Annotated in this window: 20 protein-coding genes; 11 read left to right on the forward strand and 9 right to left on the reverse strand. The window is 45.4% G+C overall.

What is annotated here, in order from left to right; genetic code table 11:
• Window positions 1-32: 32 nt before the first annotated feature.
• The 3 genes from ED312_RS02065 to mgtE are packed head-to-tail and all read left to right on the forward strand — an operon-like array spanning window position 33 to window position 2,546.
• Window positions 33-344: a DUF4286 family protein gene (locus tag ED312_RS02065; RefSeq protein WP_123214342.1), complete on the forward strand. Its 312-nt coding sequence runs from the start codon at window positions 33-35 to the stop codon at window positions 342-344.
• A 35-nt stretch (window positions 345-379) separates the two neighbouring features.
• A complete protein-coding gene (rsmA, locus tag ED312_RS02070; protein WP_123214343.1) occupies window positions 380-1,204 on the forward strand; it encodes a 16S rRNA (adenine(1518)-N(6)/adenine(1519)-N(6))-dimethyltransferase RsmA in 825 nt (274 codons plus the stop codon).
• Entirely contained in the window at window positions 1,191-2,546 is a 1,356-nt protein-coding gene (mgtE, locus tag ED312_RS02075) for a magnesium transporter (protein ID WP_123214344.1), read from the forward strand. The genes rsmA and mgtE overlap by 14 nt, the downstream gene beginning before the upstream one ends.
• A 7-nt stretch (window positions 2,547-2,553) precedes the next feature.
• On the opposite strand, the gene ED312_RS23660 is transcribed toward mgtE, so the two are convergent.
• Entirely contained in the window at window positions 2,554-2,715 is a 162-nt protein-coding gene (locus tag ED312_RS23660; protein WP_170164428.1) for a hypothetical protein, read from the reverse strand.
• Between the two features lie 419 nt (window positions 2,716-3,134).
• On the opposite strand from ED312_RS23660, the gene murI reads away from it, so the two are divergent.
• The gene (gene murI, locus ED312_RS02080) at window positions 3,135-3,911 is read left to right on the forward strand and encodes a glutamate racemase (protein ID WP_123214345.1); all 777 of its coding nucleotides are present in this window, start codon (window positions 3,135-3,137) and stop codon (window positions 3,909-3,911) included.
• 2 nt (window positions 3,912-3,913) lie between these two features.
• Here the strand turns inward: murI and ED312_RS02085 are convergent, their stop codons facing one another.
• Window positions 3,914-4,558 carry a 2OG-Fe(II) oxygenase gene (locus ED312_RS02085; RefSeq protein WP_123214346.1) on the reverse strand — a complete coding sequence of 215 codons (645 nt, stop codon included), beginning with the start codon at window positions 4,556-4,558 and terminating at the stop codon, window positions 3,914-3,916.
• 395 nt (window positions 4,559-4,953) lie between these two features.
• Between ED312_RS02085 and ED312_RS02090 the strand changes: the two genes are divergently transcribed.
• Both ED312_RS02090 and ED312_RS02095 read left to right on the forward strand, forming a co-directional pair.
• The gene (locus ED312_RS02090; RefSeq protein WP_123214347.1) at window positions 4,954-5,406 is read left to right on the forward strand and encodes a 6-pyruvoyl trahydropterin synthase family protein; all 453 of its coding nucleotides are present in this window, start codon (window positions 4,954-4,956) and stop codon (window positions 5,404-5,406) included.
• 60 nt (window positions 5,407-5,466) lie between these two features.
• The gene (locus ED312_RS02095; protein WP_123214442.1) at window positions 5,467-6,225 is read left to right on the forward strand and encodes a UDP-2,3-diacylglucosamine diphosphatase; all 759 of its coding nucleotides are present in this window, start codon (window positions 5,467-5,469) and stop codon (window positions 6,223-6,225) included.
• A 22-nt stretch (window positions 6,226-6,247) separates the two neighbouring features.
• Here ED312_RS02095 and ED312_RS02100 read toward each other — a convergent pair whose 3' ends face one another.
• From ED312_RS02100 to ED312_RS02115, 4 genes are all read right to left on the reverse strand, one after another.
• Window positions 6,248-6,604, reverse strand: coding sequence for a hypothetical protein (locus tag ED312_RS02100; protein WP_123214348.1), 357 nt, complete (start codon window positions 6,602-6,604; stop codon window positions 6,248-6,250).
• Between the two features lie 179 nt (window positions 6,605-6,783).
• Complete coding sequence (recJ, locus tag ED312_RS02105) at window positions 6,784-8,475, reverse strand: single-stranded-DNA-specific exonuclease RecJ (protein ID WP_123214349.1); 1,692 nt, start codon at window positions 8,473-8,475, stop codon at window positions 6,784-6,786.
• 5 nt (window positions 8,476-8,480) lie between these two features.
• Window positions 8,481-10,400 carry a peptide-N-glycosidase F-related protein gene (locus ED312_RS02110; RefSeq protein ID WP_123214350.1) on the reverse strand — a complete coding sequence of 640 codons (1,920 nt, stop codon included), beginning with the start codon at window positions 10,398-10,400 and terminating at the stop codon, window positions 8,481-8,483.
• Between the two features lie 15 nt (window positions 10,401-10,415).
• Window positions 10,416-10,835, reverse strand: coding sequence for an OsmC family protein (locus ED312_RS02115; RefSeq protein ID WP_123214351.1), 420 nt, complete (start codon window positions 10,833-10,835; stop codon window positions 10,416-10,418).
• Between the two features lie 191 nt (window positions 10,836-11,026).
• Here ED312_RS02115 and ED312_RS02120 point away from each other — a divergent pair, with 191 nt between their 5' ends.
• The 3 genes from ED312_RS02120 to ED312_RS02130 all read left to right on the forward strand — a co-directional run bounded on the left by ED312_RS02120 (window position 11,027) and on the right by ED312_RS02130 (window position 13,536).
• Window positions 11,027-11,485 (forward strand): lipocalin family protein, encoded by a 459-nt coding sequence (locus tag ED312_RS02120; protein WP_123214352.1) that lies wholly within the window; start codon window positions 11,027-11,029, stop codon window positions 11,483-11,485.
• Window positions 11,486-11,693: 208 nt separating this feature from the next.
• A complete protein-coding gene (atpD, locus tag ED312_RS02125; RefSeq protein WP_123214353.1) occupies window positions 11,694-13,202 on the forward strand; it encodes a F0F1 ATP synthase subunit beta in 1,509 nt (502 codons plus the stop codon).
• A 55-nt stretch (window positions 13,203-13,257) separates the two neighbouring features.
• A complete protein-coding gene (locus ED312_RS02130) occupies window positions 13,258-13,536 on the forward strand; it encodes a F0F1 ATP synthase subunit epsilon (RefSeq protein ID WP_123214354.1) in 279 nt (92 codons plus the stop codon).
• An 83-nt stretch (window positions 13,537-13,619) separates the two neighbouring features.
• Here ED312_RS02130 and hppD read toward each other — a convergent pair whose 3' ends face one another.
• The 3 genes from hppD to ED312_RS02145 all read right to left on the reverse strand — a co-directional run bounded on the left by hppD (window position 13,620) and on the right by ED312_RS02145 (window position 16,468).
• Complete coding sequence (hppD, locus tag ED312_RS02135; RefSeq protein WP_123214355.1) at window positions 13,620-14,759, reverse strand: 4-hydroxyphenylpyruvate dioxygenase; 1,140 nt, start codon at window positions 14,757-14,759, stop codon at window positions 13,620-13,622.
• Between the two features lie 26 nt (window positions 14,760-14,785).
• Entirely contained in the window at window positions 14,786-15,187 is a 402-nt protein-coding gene (locus tag ED312_RS02140) for a four helix bundle protein (protein ID WP_123214356.1), read from the reverse strand.
• Between the two features lie 99 nt (window positions 15,188-15,286).
• Window positions 15,287-16,468, reverse strand: a complete 1,182-nt coding sequence (locus tag ED312_RS02145; protein WP_123214357.1) for a homogentisate 1,2-dioxygenase — start codon at window positions 16,466-16,468, stop codon at window positions 15,287-15,289.
• 332 nt (window positions 16,469-16,800) lie between these two features.
• Here ED312_RS02145 and ED312_RS02150 point away from each other — a divergent pair, with 332 nt between their 5' ends.
• Both ED312_RS02150 and ED312_RS02155 read left to right on the forward strand, forming a co-directional pair.
• Window positions 16,801-17,169 (forward strand): DUF6660 family protein, encoded by a 369-nt coding sequence (locus ED312_RS02150; RefSeq protein WP_123214358.1) that lies wholly within the window; start codon window positions 16,801-16,803, stop codon window positions 17,167-17,169.
• 76 nt (window positions 17,170-17,245) lie between these two features.
• Window positions 17,246-21,670, forward strand: a complete 4,425-nt coding sequence (locus ED312_RS02155; RefSeq protein ID WP_123214359.1) for a CusA/CzcA family heavy metal efflux RND transporter — start codon at window positions 17,246-17,248, stop codon at window positions 21,668-21,670.
• Window positions 21,671-21,701 lie beyond the last annotated feature (31 nt).

The raw sequence follows: 21,701 nt of genomic DNA on the forward strand, positions 1-21,701 counted from the left end.
CAACACCCGGCAAACTTTATATCAAAACCCAGATGTACATTTATAACATTACCATAAATATTGATGAGGCCGTGCATGACGAATGGCTGATCTGGATGCGTGAGACCCATATTCCGGATATGCTGGCTACCGGAAAGTTCCTTAATGCCAGGATGCTTAAAGTACTTGTAGAGGAAGAGATGGGGGGGATTACATATTCCGTACAATATTTTACCGACAGTAAAGCTACCCTGGAGAAATATTATGAAGAAGATGCTTCGCGGCTGAGAGAAGAAGAACAGAAACGTTTTGCCGATAAATTCGTCACCTTTCGAACGGAGCTGGAAATAATTAGTGAACATTAGACCTGGGACCGTATCCGGGATATACAAGGGAAAAAATGACAAGAAACAGGATCAGGAAAGAGCATTCTCCCTTTACCGGAGAAGATAAGGTGAGACCTAAAAAACACCTGGGGCAGCATTTTCTAAACGATGAGAATATAGCCGGAAAAATTGCGGATACCCTTACGCTCCGGGGATATAAGACCGTTCTGGAGATAGGCCCCGGAATGGGAGTACTCACTAAATATCTGCTCAGGAAAGATATTTCCACCTATGTGGTAGAGATCGATACGGAATCCGTAGCCTATCTGAAAGAGCATTATCCCGGTCTCTCGGGCCGGATTATCAGTGAAGATTTCCTCAGATATGATGTCAGGGAGGTCCTTAAGGACGAGCCTTTTGCTATTATAGGTAATTTCCCCTATAATATATCCTCGCAGATCGTGTTTAAAATGCTTGATATGCGCGAGCAGGTCCCCGAGTTTTCCGGGATGTTCCAGAAAGAAGTGGCAGAACGGGTTTGCGAGAAAAAGGGAAGCAAAGCCTATGGTATACTCTCCGTGCTGGTACAGGCTTTTTACGATGCGGAGTATCTCTTTACAGTGTCGGAAAATGTATTTACACCACCGCCGAAAGTGAAATCGGGAGTATTGAGATTGCGCAGGAAAGAAGATTTCCGGTTGCCGTGTGATGAAAAACTTTTCTTTAAAATAGTAAAAACAGCATTTGGCCAAAGGAGGAAAACCCTTCGTAACAGTTTAAAAACATTGGGATTATCCGATATTTTAAAAGAAGATATTATCTTTGGCCAGCGTCCCGAACAATTAAGCGTTCAGGACTTTATCCGGTTAACGCAAAAGATAGAGAATGGCGCCGTTTAAACTCAGTGATGAACTTTTAGAGCAGATAGAACAGCTCATAGAGGAAAGAAACAACAGTACGCTGTTGCAGATCCTCAATGAACTGCATTATGCTGACATCGCCGAGATTATAAACGAACTGAACCTGGAGGAAGCTACCTATCTCATTAAATTACTGGATAGTGAAAAGACTTCCGATACCCTTACCGAACTGGATGATGACGTCCGGGAAAGAATACTGGATAACCTCTCCCCCCAAGAAATTGCGGATGAGCTCCTGGAGCTGGATACCGATGATGCAGCTGATATTATAGCCGAACTTTCCGAAGAGCGAAAGAAAGAAGTAATCTCTCATATCGAAGATAAAGAGCATGCCAAGGATATTGTGGAACTGCTCCGTTATGACGAGAACTCTGCCGGGGGACTTATGGCGAAGGAACTGGTTAAGGTTAATGAAAACTGGAATGTACTTACCTGCGTGAAGGAAATGCGCCAGCAGGCGGAACATGTTACCAGGGTCCATTCCATTTACGTGGTGGACGACAATGACAGGCTCAAGGGAAGGCTGTCCCTGAAAGACCTGCTGACGACTTCTACAAAAACGCATATCCGCGATGTATATATCCCCAAAGTAGACTATGTCATCGTGACCGATAAGGCCGAAGATGTGGCCAGGGTGATGTCCAAATACGACCTTGAGGCCATTCCGGTAGTGGACGAAGCCGGTAGGCTGGTGGGGCGTATTACGATAGATGATATTGTAGATGTAATCAGGGAAGAAGCGGAGAAAGATTACCAGCTGGCCGCGGGTATTACGCAGGACGTGGAAGCCGATGACAATATCTGGAAACTCACCAAGGCCCGGCTGCCCTGGTTGTTGATCGGAATGTTCGGCGGACTTGGAGCTGCGAGTATCATCAACGGATTTCAGGATGCATTGAAACAGTTTCCCATTCTGCTCAGTTTTGTGCCGCTTATCCAGGCCACCGCAGGAAATGTAGGGGTACAATCTTCCGCAATTGTAGTACAGGGGCTTGCCAATGACACTATCAAAGGAGAAGTGTTCGGCCGTTTGATCAAGGAGTTTTCACTCGGACTTATTAACGGCATAGCCATAGCTGCTATTGTTCTGGTGATCAGTCATTTTGCATTTGGTACGGAATACGAGGTTTCCGCTACTATTTGTATAGGGCTGGTTACGGTCATTGTAAATGCCGCCGTTATAGGTACTTTCATTCCTATTTTTCTGGATAAAAGGGGGATTGATCCCGCGGTGGCTACCGGCCCTTTTATAACGACCAGTAATGATGTGCTGGGGATACTTATATATTTCCTCATTGCTAAATTTATCCTGGGCTTTTAGAAACAGCTCAAATTTTCCACTTTCGGATCAGGTAATTGTATTCCAGTCGTAATTCGCTGGCAAAAAACGGGAAGTTGTCCTGGTTGTTCAGGCAGTATACAACGCTCTGCGGGGTAGTTTTGAACTCTTTGGCCAATGCGTCAATTACCCTGGGATTGTAATCTTTCATAGCGCGGGAATTAGGTTAAGTATTTCCGGCTAATATATTAAAATTAAAAGATAATACGAATACCGGAAACAGGGTAGGCATATTAAATATAGAGAGGAGGAGCAATTAGTAATCCGTAAGCGGTATCAGTCTTACAGTTCGGGGTTGAGGGGTCCCGATATATATAGAAAGATGGAGTTAGAAGTATTTGTTTTTTTGTTCCAGGTTCCAGGTTTGGCCTTTGGGCATGCGAAAAAAAACACCCCGTAACTTGTAACCTGGAATTTTAAACCTGGAATCATTAAACGTTGCAATTATAGTTTTTTTAATGCGTTTGCCCTGAAACCGGAAATATGCAATCCATGTAGTTAAGTTACATTTGCTACCTTTGTAAAAACAGGTAGTCTGCTCCGTATCTGGGCAGTTTAAAAGGACTTTATATGCACATAGCTTTTTTTGACTCCGGTGTCGGAGGACTCACCGTATTGTATGAGGGCATGAAGAAAATGCCCGGGGAAAATTTTATATACTTCGGAGATTCCCGGCATGCCCCTTACGGAACAAAGAGCAGGGAGGAAATAAAAGAGCTGGTTTTTAACGCTGTGGATTTTCTTGCGGCTAAAGGGTTAAAAGCCCTGGTACTGGCCTGTAATACGGCAACCAGCGTTGCGGTAAAAGATCTCAGGAAAAAATATGACTTTCCGATAATAGGTATGGAACCTGCCGTAAAACCTGCCGTAGAGAACAGTGAAGAATATAAGGTGCTCGTTTGTGCTACGGACCTGACCCTTAGGGAGGAAAAGCTGAACGACCTGGTGCGAAACCTGAAAGCAGATAATAAAGTGGATTATCTTTCTCTCCAGGAGCTGGTAATGTTTGCCGAGAATTTCAAAATCAACGGTTCCGAAGTAAATGCCTATCTGGAGAAAAAACTGTCACAACCCGATTGGAGCAAATACAATTCTATTGTCCTAGGATGTACCCATTTCATCTTCTTCAGGGAACAAATACGAAAACTAATACCGGAACATATCCGGATTCTTGACGGTAATGAAGGAACAGTGAATAACCTGATAACCAAAATAGAGGTCAGCAATGATTCCGAAGGAAAGAGAATAAAGTATTATATATCTGGAGATGAGGCCGAAGCAGGTTATTTTGAAAAATACCTCGATTACCTGTCTGAAACCGACACGCTCAAAGGACAGGTACTGTAGGCCTACCTGGTTTTCAGCCATCCGGTTATGCTCAGCCGCTCCCTTTCCACCGTTTTAACTTCGTGTTCCAGTACCTGGCTTTCAAAAATGACCATCTTTCCCGGAAAGGGATATACCGTAACGGGTTTTCTGTCACTTTCGTTCGGATAGATAACAAGTTCCCCGCCGTATCCGGGCAACCAGTCTTCTTCGTTCAGGTAATATACTACAGAGAGTTTACGCCTGTCATCGTTCTGAAAGGTATCCAGGTGCCTTTTGTAGAAAGTCCCCTGAGGATATACCGCATAGTGAAATTCTTTCTCCAGGATACCCATAAAACACGTTTTATTGAGATAGGCGATGAGGTCATTGATCCTGTTGAAGAAATGTTCTTCCGCTTCATTGGCCCCGGCTTCGTTAAGCCAGAGGATAAAGTCGCCCCGTACGGCCTTTTCGATAACTTCACTGAAATGGTTTCCTATGGCAGCCTTCTTAAAACGGTCTTCTTCATATTTTTCCCAAAGGGAATTGCGCAAAGCGACGACCTCTTCAGCGGGGAAGAAATTGTCTACAATACTGTATTGCCGGTCCATCAGATCGGCAATTATTTTTTCATAGAGCGGATTTTCAACAAAATCCAGTTGCTCAAACAGTTCATTCACTGCCATTGATAAACAGATAAAAAGCCGGCAAATGTACATAATTTTGGATTACGCCGGCTAAAAAATGCCTTCGATTCATGGCAAACGCATCATGAAATTATAAATAGTTCAAGGTTACAAGTTGCAGGTTGTACCGAGCGTAGCCGAAGGACACTTCATCTCCCGATCATCCCTACAATTTCCATTTAGCTAAGTCAATCTTCTACCCTCTTATTTTCCAAACTCCTTTACCTCATGGTTATATTATCGAATTCTCCCATTCTCAAATGCTCTGGGCGTAACGTGTTTGCCCTGGCCTTCGGTCAGAATCCCCGATACACAAATAATTGTTTAAAGGCAAAACCTGCCATTTCCGAAATGGTTATCTTTGCAGCAGAAAAGCAAAAACATCAGGAGGAGTTATGAGCAACATTCGCCTTACCAAACTGTTTGGTTTTGAAACCGGGCATGCCCTTTACGGGTATGACGGCAAGTGCAAAAATGTACACGGGCACAGTTATAAACTGGCGGTTACGGTAATTGGAAAACCCATTACAGATCCGTCTCACGTCAAATGCGGAATGGTGATCGATTTCGGAGACCTCAAGAAGATCGTAAAAGAAGAGATTGTCGACAAATTTGACCACGCGACAGTATTTAACAAAAATACACCGCATGCCGAACTTGCGGAAGAATTGAAAAAGCACGGGCATAATGTATTACTGGTAGATTATCAGCCTACGAGCGAGAATATGGTAATTGATTTTTCCGAAAAAATAAAAGCCAGATTACCCGAAGATGTGGTTTTGCACTCGCTGAAACTTCATGAAACGGAGACTTCTTATGCAGAATGGTACGCGGAAGATAACCGTTAAGGCCGATATTGCCCTAAAAGTAATTTTGAACTTTGTATCTTGAATTTGGAGACAACAAATATTCACGTACCGGACGGTAAAAAAATATATTTCGCATCCGATAATCATCTCGGGGCACCGACAGGCGATCAAAGCCTTCCCAGGGAAAAGAAGTTCGTACAATGGCTGGATACGGTGAAGGACGATGCTGCCGCAATTTTTCTGCTCGGCGACCTGTTTGATTTCTGGTTTGAATATAAAACGGTAGTTCCCAAAGGATTTACAAGGACTATGGGGAAACTGGCGGAAATTACAGACAGCGGTGTCCCGGTATATTATTTTGTGGGCAATCACGACCTGTGGATGAACGGTTACTTTGAGAAGGAGCTGAACATTCCCGTTTTTCATCGTCCGCAGGAGTTTTTGCTGAATGACAAATGTTTTCTGATAGGCCACGGAGATGGCCTGGGCCCCGGGGATAAAGGGTATAAACGCATGAAGAAAGTATTTACCAATCCGGTTGCCAAATGGTTCTTCCGGTGGCTGCACCCCGACATCGGGGTAAGGCTGGCACAGTACCTGTCCGTAAAGAACAAGGTGATCTCCGGGGATGAAGATGTAAAATTCCTCGGGGAGGACAAAGAATGGCTGGTACAATACTGTAAACGCAAACTGGAACAGAAGCATTACGATTATTTTATCTTCGGCCATCGCCACCTGCCGTTGGAAATACGCTTAAACGAAACGGCTACCTATGTTAATCTGGGAGACTGGATAGGATATTACACTTATGCTGTTTTTGACGGGAACATCCTGGAACTAAAAGAATACAGACAGTAAAAGAACGGGCCAGGACCGGATGCTACTCGCCACAGATCTGGTTGAGGTAATTGTCCAGTTTTATCTGGAACAGCGTTCCTTCTATCAGGTCTTCTATTTGCCGGAGCTCATGGACATTTACGGCCAGATCCACTTTATCTGCGGGAGTACGCAGCAGAATGGAGCGGTATTCCTCATGTTGCCTGCATTCCGCACAACGCTCAAATTGCCTGGCGTTGCGTATGCAGTTGTAAAATTGGCCGACCTCGTCAGGAGAGAGATAAAAGCCCATGTCCCGAAATACGATCTGTAATTTTCCGAAATTATTCCTGGCAATATCCCTTTTCCACTGAAAGGCGATTCCTATATCATTCCGGTAGATGCAATATATCTCGTTCATAACAGTAGGTTTTAGTATTTTGTATTCCACGTTTTAACCGCCGGAGTTGCGTGTAATCCGTTTGTATATGCACAAATATACAATTATTTTTATTCAATCTAAATAAAATATAATTCTTTGGAGCATACCGGGCCGCCTGTCAGCCGGGACAGTCATTTTAGAATGAGATGGAAAAGGAATTATTCTTTAATGTCCTGCAGGCGTAATTGCAGGTCCACATTACCGTTCCAATGATTTTCCTCGATGCAGTATACTGCCCGGAAGGGCTTTTGGTTGCTGATGATCTCCTTTTTGTTTCCCAGGTTGAAACCTATACCACCGAATGCAGGGGAACTGTGTTGGGTGACAGTGACTTTCAGGTGTTTTTCATCTTCGCCAACTCCTTTGCCATAACCGGTATCCCGCAGACGGGATGACATGAAAACAGGAGCCATATTTCCAGGTCCGAACGGAGCAAACTGCTTCAATATGCGGTAGAATTTAGGAGTTATGGCCTGCAGTTCCAGTTCTGCATCTACAACAATTTCCGGGACCAGGAGTTTTTTGTCTATGGTAGAAGAGACCACGGTTTCAAATTTTTGCTTGAATTCTTCGTATTGTTCCGGCAAAAGGGTGAGACCGGCTGCATATTTATGCCCCCCGAACTGCTCAATACAATCCGCACAATGTTCCAGGGCGTTATAAACATCGAACCCTTTTATGGACCGGGCGGATGCGGCCAGCTTGTTCCCGGTCCTGGTGAATACGAGGGTGGGACGATAGTACGTTTCCGTAAGCCTGGATGCTACGATGCCTATAACTCCCTTATGCCAGTCTTTGTCATAGACCACAGTGGTAAATTTTTCCTGCTCCATCCGGTCTGTGATCTGTTGCAGGGCTTCTTCGGTTATTTGTTTGTCGAGCAGCCTTCTGTCCGTATTGAAGATCTCAATTTCCTCTGCGAATTTTACTGCTGTGTCAAAATCGGTTTCCGTGAGGAGGTTTACGGCATGCAGGCCGTGTTTCATACGTCCTGCGGCATTGATTCGCGGGGCAACGATGAAAACCACATCAGATATATTCAGTTGTTGTTTGTTGAGGGTATGGATTATTGCCTTAATACCTGCCCTGGGCCGGGAATTTATTTGCTTAAGCCCGAAATGGGCAAGTACCCGGTTCTCTCCGGTAATAGGAACGATGTCGGCAGCAATGGCCGTCGCCACCAGGTCCAGGTAAGGAATAAGGTCTGCGGTATTTTGCCCCCGGCGCGATGCCAGGGCCTGGATGAGCTTGAAACCCACGCCGCAGCCGCACAGTTCATCGTACGGATACTCACAATCTTCCCTTTTCGGGTCCAGTACGGCTATCGCGTCCGGAAGTGTTTCTCCGGGACGGTGGTGGTCACAAACAATAAAATCAATATTTTTTTCTCCTGCATACCTGATCTTGTCTATGGCCTTGATGCCGCAATCCAAGGCTATGATAAGGGTGACCCCGTTATCCGACGCATAATCGATGCCTTGAAAAGAAACGCCATAACCCTCTTCATAACGGTCCGGGATATAGGTAGCTACATGCGGATAGAAACTCTGGAGATACGAAGACATCAATGCTACCGACGTCGTACCGTCCACATCATAATCGCCGTATACGAGGATGTTCTCTTCGTTTTTGACAGCCTGTTCTATACGACGGACGGCCTTGTCCATATCCCGCATAAGGAACGGGTCGTGGAGATGGTCGAGAGATGGTCGGAAAAAGCGTTTGGCCTCTTCGAAGGTCTCTATATTGCGCTGTATGAGCAAGGTTGCAATAATAGAGTCCACACCGAGAGATGCGGCCAGTTGGCTTATTTTTTCCCTGTCCGGTTGTGGTTTTATGGTCCAGCGCATAGCATTTATTCCTTTAATCGTATCCTGTTCTTAAAAATTTCCTTTCCCTTAACAAGTACCCGTATATAACATCGCATTTTCGGAAGATAAGAAAGGTCGTAGGTAAAACTGCCCCTGCTCAACTTCGTGTAATGGTGTTCTTCCAGGATGTGATCCTCGTTTTCCTGTTCTGTGATGAGTACTTTTACATCTTCTTCCGTGTTCGCAAAGTAATCGAGAGTAACAGGGCCGTCTGTCCGTGCGGGAAAAACGGCTATTGATGGTTCCGGATCTATCCGGTAAGGCATCCCTTGTTTCACGGTAAAATTGTAGCGGATACTACTTCCGAAATCCGATTCGAACTGCCGGATTGCCTGCCCGAGGGTATCGAGCAATTTTACCGAGCCCCTGCCCTCTTTGGTGTGGTACCAGAATTCCAGTCCGTTACCGGCACGGTCCTCCGTCGTAAATATATAGTTACCGTCCGGAAGGGCCAGGGTATCCCTGTAAAGCGTATCCGGCTTTAAGGAAGTGCTGTCTTTTTCAAAGAGGATATTGTCGAAACTGTCCGTAATCCGGTAACTGTTTTGTCCCGGGTTTTTATTGGTCTTAAAATATACGACAATATCTTTCGGAAATATATCGGGCCTTTTATAGGTTGAGGTTTTGCTGTTGTCACCCGGAAAACCGTCTTTTTTGCCATTGGGGCGGGACAACGCTACCGTAAAAACAGCGGAATCTTTCGCACTGAAAATCTCCTCGGGAAGGGTTATGACTGCCGTTTCCCCGAAAGGGATATTTCCCTTCCATTTAAAAGTTTTTTGCTTTTCTCCCCCGATAAAGTATTTGACGAGCATGGATCGAAGCGGATTTTCCCCGTTGTTTTTTACCCTGATAACCGGCAGTCCGCCGTTGGGATTTTCTCTTCCGTGCCCTGCTTCGTCGGAGGGAGACAATATATCCGTCAAGGTGACGTCGTTTCTGGCAGCTACCTTAGCGTATTCTATAATATAGGCGGTAATATGCTCCTGGGCACTCGGATTGTCAGTAGTGTAAGGCTCCATATCCACATCGAGGGTATAGTCTGCTCCGGGGGTAACAGCCAGTTGATATTCATCGGGTTGCAGCAGGTAACCGGGGCACCAGTTGGCCCGGTCGAATATCCAGGTTCCTGCCTGGGGATACAGCGGATTTTCCCCGCAGGCCATCCAGATGTTTTTACGGTTTATAAGGTTTCCGTTCCACTTGATATCCCGGTATTTGTCGCAGAATTCCCCGCAGCCGTTCCTGTCCATGCCATGGCCCGTATGATGCAGTTTCAGACGAGCGAAAACCGTTTCGGGTGTTGCTTTTATGGTAACGGGTTTCAGGTGGCTTTCTATAGGGTTTTCCTCATTGCCGTAATCGTAAATGCCGTCATAGACTTTATGAATGGCAGCAGGTTCTGCTACCGGGCTGCCTTTCATAATTTCAAAATCAACCGTTACTTTCCACCCTCTTGTCTTATTGTCTTCATAACCGGTATGGACATAATCTATGAGGACACTGTCCCTGAGGATACTATTGAAATCGGTAACATCTACTTTCCAGTCGAATTTCCACTCGTCGCGGAATCTTCCTCCGTATGGGGTGAGCATCCGGGCTATTTCGTAATTGAGTGTGTCTCCCCTTACGCCCCCGGTTTGCTTTACGATTACGTAGTCCAGGTAATCCCAGTCCGCGCACCGCATACCGTCCGGGCACTCGAATGTGAGTCGTAGTATGACCGAACGTATATCCTCTTCCCGATCCGGAAAAACCGCCCACCTCGGGTAACTGTTAGTGCCTTTTGAGGGGTCGGTGACCACGGTTTCTCCTTTGTGGGACACGACATGATGAATTTGTTGTGCGAATAAATTTCCACCGGTTCCCAGGCAAAAGAGGGCGACGAGCAGGAGTTGCTTCATAATTGTATATGTCCCTTATTTTTGATGAAAAAAGGTCTTAATGTTCATTTTGGCAAAGTGACGGAACATTTCCATGACCCCGCAGTATTTTTCCACAGACAGGTCTACTGCCCTTTGTAATTTTTTTTCGTCGAGATTGTTACCGTGAAAGTGATATTCCACAGTAACTTCACGGTAATATTTGGGGTGTTCGTCCGTGAGTTCCGCATCTATTTCAATCACAAAGTCATCTACTTCCAGTTTCATTTTTTTGATAAGGGAAGCGACATCCAGCCCGGAGCATCCGGCCACTGCAGAAAGCATTAATGCTTTGGGGCGTAAACCTTCTCCTTTTCCTCCGTCTTCGGGACTTGCATCTATTTTCAGTGTCCCGGCAGGGTTGGTGGATTCAAAAGCCATATCGCCGAGCCATTTTGTAGTGACGTGATTTGTCATTATCTTAATTTTTTATGAGTTTGAAGACTCCAAAAGTACGATTTTAATCAGGAAAAAGGAACGCTTTCCGGAGAGGTTCCGTTACTGTAAGGTTTTGCCCGGATACCCGTGCCGGCAAAAAGCTAAAGTTTGTAAAGGGGGCAGGTATCCCTGGCTATTTTGGCTATTTTTGCGGGAAAATAATAATTGATATGAAAAAAATACTGTTGTTGGTTTTTGCGATTACCGGTTTTGTGTTTACTTCCTGTAGTAATGATGATGATTCCGTATCTCCGGAAAAGGCTATAGAAGGTATCTGGGAAGCGAAAAATTATCATTTTATCCGTTACAAGGACGGGGAGAGGGTAAGTGAAACAGAAAATCTCTATGATGAAAACAATGTGCTGGAACTGCGTTTTCGTGAAGATGGGTCCTTTGTGCATTATTACCGTGAAAACGGAGGAGAAGACGAAGGGTCTTACACAGGGACGTATACCATTGATGAAGATGAGATCATCATGGTGTACAAAGACAGTGAAGGTGGAGAGAAACTGAAGAGGGCGCAGTATGTGATCTCAAAGCGGTCACTTACTATGGTTGTGGATGAGGTTAGTTCGCAGGGCGGTTCCGTTTACCGGGAAGTCACTACAACGGAATACCATAAGATGTAATGTGGTGTAAATGCGGAAGGTAAAATTTTGCAGGGGTTAAATATTTCACAAAAAAACATGTGGAAATCATTTCCATATCTGTACAAAAAATATATCTTTGCACCGCGAAAAAAATATCTTGTTAACACAAGGGGAGAATCCCCGGAGAATGCAGAAGCAGGCAAGATTGTTTCAGTATGTAAAAAGCTACACATTAAAGATTTAAGTAATGTCGAAAGTTACAGGTAAAGTTGCACAAATCATTGGTCCGGTTGTAGACGTCGCGTTTGCTGCGGATTCCGAACTCCCGAAAATTTACGATTCCCTGGAAATTACCCGGGGAGATGGCTCCAAACTCGTTCTGGAGGTTCAGTCACACATTGGTGAAGATACCGTAAGGACTATCTCTATGGACTCTACAGACGGTCTGAGCAGGGGAACAGAAGTGGTTGCAACCGGAAACCCGATACAAATGCCTATCGGAGATGATGTTTACGGACGTCTCTTTAACGTAATAGGCGATGCTATTGACGGTTTGGGAAATTTACCGAAAGAAGGGGATCATGGTTTACCTATCCACAGGGAAGCTCCTAAATTTGACGAGCTGTCCACCTCCACCGAAGTTTTATTTACCGGGATTAAGGTAATCGACCTTATCGAGCCTTATGCAAAAGGAGGAAAGATCGGTCTGTTCGGTGGTGCGGGTGTTGGTAAAACCGTTTTGATCCAGGAGCTTATCAATAACATAGCCAAGGGGCACGGAGGATTATCCGTATTTGCGGGTGTAGGTGAAAGGACCCGTGAGGGGAATGACCTTCTGCGGGAAATGCTGGAATCCGGGATTATCAAATACGGAGATGATTTTCTTCACTCTATGGAAGAAGGCGGATGGGACCTCAGCAAGGTAGATAAAGCTACCATGAAAGAGTCCAAGGCGACTTTCGTATTCGGACAGATGAACGAACCTCCCGGAGCACGTGCAAGGGTGGCACTTTCCGGTCTTACCATAGCGGAGTATTTCCGTGACGGTGCCGGTGACGGACAGGGAAAAGACGTACTTTTCTTCGTAGATAATATCTTCCGTTTTACCCAGGCAGGTTCCGAAGTATCCGCGCTGCTCGGACGTATGCCTTCGGCGGTAGGGTACCAGCCTACATTGGCAACCGAAATGGGGGCCATGCAGGAGCGTATTACGTCCACCAAAAAAGGTTCCATTACTTCCGTACAGGCGGTATATGTACCTGCGGATGACCTTACGGACCCGGCGCCGGCAACTACATTTGCCCACCTGGATGCTACGACTTCATTGTCCCGTAAAATTGCTGAATTGGGTATCTATCCCGCAGTGGACCCGCTGGAATCTACATCCAGGATTATGTCTCCCGAAATTTTAGGAAAAGATCATTATGAATGTGCACAGCGAGTAAAGCAGATTCTTCAGAAATATAAGGAGTTACAGGATATCATTGCGATCCTTGGTATGGAAGAATTATCCGAAGAAGATAAACTGGTAGTTTCAAGGGCGCGGCGTGTACAACGTTTCCTGTCTCAGCCATTCCATGTTGCGGAACAATTTACCGGATTACAGGGAGTGCTGGTGGATATAAAAGATACTATCAAAGGCTTTAACATGATTATGGACGGGGAATTGGATCACCTTCCGGAAGCTGCCTTCAACCTTAAAGGTACCATTGAGGAAGCTATCGAAGCCGGGGAGAAAATGCTTGCTGAAGCTTAGAATTGCTGTACGGTTGTAAACCGCAGACACTATAAATCGTAAAGATAAAGAATATATGTATTTAGAGATAGTATCACCTGAAGCTATCTTGTTTAGCGGAGAAGTAACCTCGGTTGCGGTTCCCGGAATAAACGGGGAGTTCCAGATGTTGAAAGATCACGCGCCTATCGTATCTCTTTTAGGGAAAGGCAATGTGAAAATTTACGGAGATGTAAAGATCAGGGAAGAATTTCAGGGTAGGTTCTCCAAAGGGGAGAAGAACGAAATACTGTTGCCGATCAACTCCGGTACTATTGAAATGAAAAACAACAGGGTGATTGTCCTTGCGGATTAATCGCGCTTAGGGAAAACAATAAAAATCCCCGGATGTGAGTCCGGGGATTTTTTTATGCTTTTTGTAATGTGATTTCCGGTCTTTTACAAAGTTCCCCGCAATTCCTGTTCCCTTTCGATAGCTTCAAACAGGGCTTTGAAGTTCCCTTTCCCGAAAGATTGTGCTCCTTTTCTCTGAATGATCTCGAAGAACATAGTAGGTCTGTCCAGTATGGGCTTCGTGAATATCTGGAGAAGATAGCCTTCGTCGTCCCGGTCGATCAGGATATCGAGTTCTTTAAGGGGTTCCAGGTCTTCGTCTATTTCCCCCACCCTGTCCAGAATGGTTTCGTAATATGTTTTCGGAACTTTGAGGAATTCCACTCCGCGGTTGCGCAATTGTGTTACGGTTTCGATAATATTGTCGGTGGCAACGGCTATGTGTTGCACACCTGCGCCATTGTAGAAATCGATATATTCCTCGATCTGTGATTTTTTTCTTCCTTCTGCCGGTTCGTTAATAGGAAATTTGATCCTGCCGTTACCGTTGCTCATCACCTTGCTCATAAGTGCGGTATATTCGGTAGAAATATCCTTGTCGTCGAAAGAAATAAGCTGGGCAAAGCCCATGACCTTGGCATAGAACTCACACCACTTGTTCATCTCGTTCCAGCCCACGTTGCCCACCATATGATCTATATATTTAAGTCCTGCGGCTTCCGGCTTATATGCAGGTGACCAAGGTTTGAACCCGGGCATGAAAACTCCCTTGTAATCCTTCCGTTCTACGAATATATGAACGGTTTCCCCGTAAGTATGTATCCCGGAAAGTACAACTTTGCCCTGTTCGTCTTCTATGGTTTTGGGCTTCATATAGCTTTCGGCACCGCGTTTGGTAGTTTCTTCATAGCTTTTGGTGGCATCGTCAACCCATAAAGCTACTACTTTCACTCCGTCACCGTGGGCATCGATATGCCTGTTGATATCTCCGCCAGATTGCAGGGGAGACGTCAGTACGAGACGTATTTTATCCTGTTGCAGTACATAAGATACCCTGTCCTTTACACCGGTTTCCAGCCCGGCATAAGCTACCGGCTGAAAGCCCCAGGCGGCTTGGTAATAATGTGCGGCCTGCTTGGCATTGCCAACGTATAGTTCTACATAATCCGTCCCCAGTATCGGCAGGAAATCTTCTGCCTGGGGAACTGTTTTTTCGAGATGAAGAGATGTATTATCGGTTTTCATTTTTTTTAAATTTGTTAATTAGTCAATTAGTTAATGTGCCAATTGGCGGCGGGTTCGGACAGGTAATTTCTTCCTGTTTTGGATGTGGTGATGATTTTGTTTAATATCTTGAGGATTTTAAATACCTCATAAAGCAATTCTTTACAATGGGGATAACTCTTAATGGCTTCACATAAGAATAACCAATATTCGGTTTCGTCAGCTTCTTTTGCAGCTATTTTCATTTTGTGGATAAAATCAGCTTTGCTTTCCGCATTTTGTGCTTCTTTTATATTAGCACCGATGAAAGTTCCGGATTTCATGATTTGCCTGGCAAGAACATATTTCCTCCTTTCTTGCGGAAGTTCAGCATATTGAACAACTTTAACAGCAAAATTAAATGATTTTACGAGGATAATATTACCCTTGTATTTTTCATTGAAAGTCATCGGTTAAAATTTTAATGAATACGTTCTTTAATCAATTAGTCAATGTGATCATGTGCCAATTTGATAATTAACACATTGCCTAATTGGCACGTTATCGAATTATTCCACCCAGGATTTGTGATAGGAGTCATCCGCAATTTTCATGGCATCTTCCGTCAGCATCAGCGGCTTAAAGGTATCTACCATTACAGCAAGCTCATCCGTTTTTTCCTTTCCGATACTGCGTTCCACGGCACCGGGATGCGGGCCGTGGGGAATGCCTGCCGGGTGCAGGGAAATATGTCCGGCGGCAATATCGTTCCTGCTCATAAAATCGCCGTCTACGTAATAGAGCACTTCGTCGCTGTCTATATTGCTGTGATTGTACGGTGCCGGAATACTCTCCGGATGGTAATCGTATAATCTGGGCACAAAACTGCAAACCACGAAAGCATCGGTCTCGAAGGTTTGGTGCACCGGCGGCGGCTGGTGTATACGCCCGGTTATGGGTTCGAAATCATGAATGGAAAAAGCGTACGGGTAATTAAAGCCGTCATACCCGACGACATCAAAGGGATGTGTGGCATATACCACATCGAAGATCTCATTTTTCTTTTTGATCTTTACCAGGAATTCTCCCTTTTCGTCATGAGTTTCCAGTTCCTGTGGCTGGCGTATATCCCGCTCGCAGTAAGGTGAATGTTCCAGCAATTGCCCGAACCAGTTGCGATATTTTTTCGGAGTGTAGATCGGGCGGTGCGATTCCACGATAAAAAGGCGATTGTCTTCGGAACCTGCACTGAGCGAGGTCGAAGTGTCGAAATCCATTTTATAGATGGTCCCCCTGGGAACAAGCAGGTAATCGCCGTATTTGAAATCGAGATTTCCCAGGTGTGTCCGGAGTTTGCCTTTTCCTTTGTGAATGAAGATCAGTTCGTCCGCATCTGCGTTTTTATAGAAATAGTCTTTGGTGGACTGTTCGGGTGCCGCCAGGATAATGCTGCAGTCACTATTGGTGAGCACTGTTTTCCTGCTTTGCAGGTAATCGTTCTCCGGAGTTATTTTAAATCCGTGAAAGCGATAGGATTTAATATTGTTGCCTACTGCGATCTTCGGCGCGACATCAACCGAATTTTTTATTTCTTTTACTTGGGTAGGCCGGTGCTCGTGGTAAATATTAGAGGACATACCGTCAAAGCCGACCGTGCCGAATAATTGTTCGTAATAAAGGCTGCCGTCCGGTTTACGGAATATGGTATGTCTTTTATGGGGTATTTTGCCCAGTTTGTGATAAAATGGCATAACATGGTATTTAGGTTAAACTTTTTTGAAAATACAAAAGTTCACCTCCCTCATTCCGGACTGCGTTTTATGAGGAATTGTAAATATGCTAATAATCCTTGCCAAATGGGTTTCATCGTATACAAATATCGGAAAATATTTGCGGAGTATGAAATTGCGGTAAGTACTATTTTTTGACGCTATCGTTAATATACTGAAGGGTATTTTATTTTTATTTGGTAATATCTCAGAAATAACGTGAAGGTTTTAATATTGTTATGGGGGAATATGAATATCTGTGTTTATAGCCCGGCAATATTCCGTCTGTAATAAATTTTTGAAAATTTTAGTATATGGAAAATCTTAAAAAGAGTACCTTTGTTCCGATAAAAAGCAGATCGTTGCGAAAAGTATTCACCATATTACTAAGTCTTTATGTGCTGGCGCTGGCCGTGACACCTTGTTCGGATACAGTGACTCCCGATCCGCATGATGACAGCCTTACGGAAGTACATTGTGATGTGGACAGTAAAGATACCGGTCATCTGGACTGTACGCCTTTTTGCACCTGTGCCTGCTGCGGGATTGTAATTTCCCTGGAAACTCTTCCCGTTTATCCCGATTTTAAAACTGTTGAGAATTACACTCCTAATTTCCCTCTGCATTATTCTTTTCCGAGGGAATATCACCATTCCGTTTTACAACCGCCTCAATTGGTTTAACATTTTCTGATAGGACGGATTTCGCCGGAAATGTGCGGAATCCTATTTGTTAAATGTTAAACATAATTGAATTTGCATGATTGATAAGATCATCGGCTTTTCTATTAAGAACAAAATTATTGTGTTCTTGATGGTAATAGCCATTATCGGTGGCGGATGGTATGCCGTGAAGACCATCAACCTGGATTCTGTTCCCGATATAACCAACAACCAGGTACAGATCATTACCGTAGCCCCAAACCTGGGCACGGAAGACATTGAGCAATTTGTAACTTATACGGTAGAACTCGCCGTTTCCAATCTCCCCGGGGTGGAAGAAATACGGTCAGTGTCCCGTTTTGGGCTTTCCGTAGTTACTGTTGTATTCAGAGATGATATGGGGACCTACCTCCCCAGGCAACTGGTAAGTGAAAAACTTTCCGAAGTAAAAGAAGAAATTCCCGCGGGTTTCGGGGAGCCTTCAATGGGGCCTATCACTACCGGGCTCGGTGAAATATACCAGTATACCATAGTCCCGGAAAAGGGATATGAAGACGACTATTCCCCTACTGAACTCCGGTCGGTCCAGGACTGGATCGTAAAGCGGCAAATGGCCCTGTTACCCGGAGTAGTCGAGGTCAATTCATTCGGGGGAAAAGTCAAACAGTACGAGGTAACTTTAAGCCCGGCAAAGCTTAACAGCGCGGGGGTGTCCATTCACGAAGTATATGAGGCTTTGCAGAAAAACAACGCCAATACCGGAGGAGCATACATAGAGAAAGGCCATATGGCCAACTTTATCCGGGGAGAAGGGCTTATCAAATCCCTCGACGATATACGGAATATCGTTATAAAAACCGTAAACGGACAGCCTGTACTTATCAGTTCGGTCGCCGAAAACGTCCGTTTCGGAAGCCAGGTGCGCTATGGCGCCGTAACACGCGATGGTGAAGGAGAGGCTGTAGGAGGCATGGTTCTATTGCTCAAGGGGGAGAATTCCAATAAAGTGATACAGGATGTGAAAAATCGTGTAACGGAGATCGAAAAATCCCTTCCCGAAGGACTTACCATCAAACCTTTTATAGACAGGAGCGACTTGATTCAACGAACTACGGACACGGTAACCAAAAATCTTGTGGAAGGGGCGTTGATCGTCATTTTTGTCCTGGTATTGTTGCTGGGTAGTTTCCGCGGAGGGCTCCTGGTGGCTTCCGTGATACCGTTGTCTCTCTTTGTAGCCCTTATCCTGATGAAAGTATTCGGGGTCTGGGCTAACCTGATGTCCCTGGGGGCTATCGATTTTGGTATCATTGTGGACGGGGCGGTGATTATCGTTGAAGGGGCGGTGCACTTCATAGAAAAAAGGCTTGGTAATAAAACAAAATCGCTGACCGGGCAGGAAATGGATACCATTGCTTACGAATCCGGCAGCCAGATGATGAATTCCGCTTTTTTCGGGCAGCTGATCATCCTTATCGTTTTTGCCCCTATTTTATTCCTTACCGGGGTAGAAGGCAAGATGTTCCAGCCGATGGCCTATACTTTCGGATTTGCCATGATCGGGGCTATAGTACTGTGCCTTACGTACGTGCCCGCCATGTCGGCATTATTTCTGAAACCATCAAAAGGGAATACGAGGTTTTACCGCTTTGAACGGGTTATTAAGAATACGGGAGACAGGATTATTAATTTCTGCCAGGATGCATATCGTCCCGTATTGATAAAGGCACTTAAGGCCTGGAAGGCCGTGATCATCTTTTCGATAGTGCTCCTCGGGATATCCGTTTTTGTTTTCAGTCGTATGGGAGGGGAATTCCTGCCCAGGCTGGATGAAGGTGATATGGCCATGCAGGTTTTGCTCCGTCCGGGCAGTTCCTTGTCCGAAAGCATATCTGCTACAACGAAGGTAGAAAAAATAGTGACCTCTTTCCCGGAAGTAAAGACGATGGTTTCCCGTATAGGGGTTGCCGATATTCCCACCGATCCCATGCCTATGGACATTGCCGATTGTATCCTTACCCTTGAAAAAGACAAATCCAAATGGACAACGGTAGAAACCAGGGAAGAACTCATAGAAAGAATAAAAGAGGCCATAGAGGTTATCCCCGGCATAAATACCGTATTTACACAACCTGTGGAATTGAGGTTCAACGAGCTTCTCACGGGAGTAAGGGAGGATATTGCCATAAAACTGTACGGAGAGGACCTGGGAGTACTTGCCGAAAAAGCGGAACAAATGGCGCGTATTATCCGGAGTGTTGACGGTGTGGGCGACGTGCGACCTGAAGCCACATCCGGTCTCCCCCAGATGACGGTAAGCTATAATCGCCAAAAGATGGCCAAGTACGGACTTACCATAGAAAAACTGAACACCTATATCAGCACGGCATTTGCCGGCCGGACGGCCGGGTCGGTATTTGAGGGAGAAAGGCGTTTTGACCTTGTACTCCGGTTTGATGAACTGTTCCGTAAGGATATCAGCAACCTCCGCAATCTGTATGTGGACCTTCCCGGAGGAGGACAGATACCCATACAGGAAGTGGCGGAAATAGATTTTAAACCGGGACCCATGCAAATAAGCCGCGATAATACATCCCGCAGAGTATCGGTAGGAGTCAATGTAAGGGGCAGGGATGTGCAGTCGCTCGTGGAAGAGATTCAGGAAAAGATGGATGCGGAACTGGATCTCCCGCCCGGATATTATATCAAATACGGAGGTGCTTTTGAAAACCTTCAAAGAGCCAAGGACCGGCTAACCCTTGTTGTGCCCATTGTGCTGGGCATGATATTTATCCTGCTCTATTTTGCCCTGAAGTCCCTGTCGCAAACCGTTATGATCTATATGGCAGTTCCATTGGCCGCGATAGGGGGAATACTTTCCCTATGGCTACGGGGAATGCCTTTCAGCATATCTGCCGGGGTGGGGTTTATCGTGCTCTTCGGTGTTGCCGTGCTTAACGGATTGGTACTGATAAGCCGCTTCAACAGCCTTAAAGAAGAAGGAGTGCCGGATATAAAAGAACGTATCCTCCGGGGGACAAAGGAACGATTGCGTCCTATAATCCTTACGGCACTGACCGATGTGCTCGGTTTCTTTCCCATGGCGGTTTCTGCCTCTGCAGGTGCGGAGGTACAGCGCCCTCTCGCAACCGTAGTTATAGGGGGATTGGTTACGGCTACACTGCTTACCCTGATCGTGGTGCCCGTTCTATATTACATTATGGAAAACAGAAAATTAAAAGAAACGGAAAACGGAATGAAGAACAGGAATATTTTACCCGGCATAGGGCTACTGCTTTTACTTTTTCTTCCCGGCACAATGCATGCGCAACAGTCGCCGGAGATTATTTCGCTGAAAGAGGCACTTTCCAGGGCTTTGGGTGACCATCCGGGAATAAAACAGGCAGAACTGTCCGTGGAACAGAAAAAAGTATTACGGGCTACAGCTTTCGATCCCGGCCAGACCACTGTCAGTACCGGAGGTGAAGAATACGGAGGAGCGGACAGAATACGCAATACCTTAACTATCGGGCAAAGTAATATTGATGTTTTTGGCACCATGGCCAAATCAGCGCTTAATAAAGCCCGTGTTGCAGAAGAGAGCGGAAGACTTGATGTGGTCCGGCTTAATATGGCCATGGAAGTGTACAGCGCTTATTACAATGCGGTGAATGCACGGGAAAAACTAAAACTTGCCGTACAGATGGACAGTATCTACAGTAATTTTCTGAAAGCAGCACGATTGCGTTACGAAACGGAGGCGACCACGAAACTGGAGCTTCTTGCAGCCGAGGGGCAATACGGGAGAATAGCGGCGAGGAAAATAGAAGCGGAAAACGATTATAAAAAGGAATTGAACACCTTGAACCGCTGGATACTTAAGGAAAACCCTTTTGAAGTGAAAGATGCCACAGCTTTGTTCATGGAACAGGCAGGAGTGCGGGAAACATGGGAAAAAAGGGTGAAGGAACATCCGGTTATACAGCTTGCACAATTGGAAACGGAGACGCAGAAATCCTTGTGGCGTACGGAAAAAGCAGGTTTTTTACCCAAGTTGAATGCTTCGTATGGTTGGCAGGAAATAGCAGGGCAAAGCGGATTTTACTCGTGGAATCTCGGAATATCCGTACCCTTGTTTTTCTGGAACCGAAATGCAGAAGTCAAAGCGGCAAAAGTGCAGGTAGCGATAGCAAAGGAGCAACTGGCACAACAGCAGATAGACCTGCAGACCCGGGTGAGTACACTGCTGAACGATTATGATAAGCTGAGTGCCATGGTAAAACTATACCGGGAACAGCTATTGCCATTGGCGCTGGAACAGGTTGCCGCAGCAGAACTGAGCTATCGGGAAGGAGAGATCGATTACGTCTCTTTTATTCAGAACCTGAATAATGCCAAGGAGGTACAGAATGTTTACCTGGACCGCCTTCGCGAATACAATACGACCGTGATACAGCTCAAATATCTTTTAGAACCCGGCACCATAGTAAGCAATAACCCCGGGACGAGCAAGGAAAACTAAAAAAGGTATAAAGTAAAGACACACGGCCGTG

The sequence above is a fragment of the Sinomicrobium pectinilyticum genome, assembly GCF_003725735.1.
GTDB classification, from domain to species: Bacteria; Bacteroidota; Bacteroidia; order Flavobacteriales; family Flavobacteriaceae; genus Sinomicrobium; species Sinomicrobium pectinilyticum.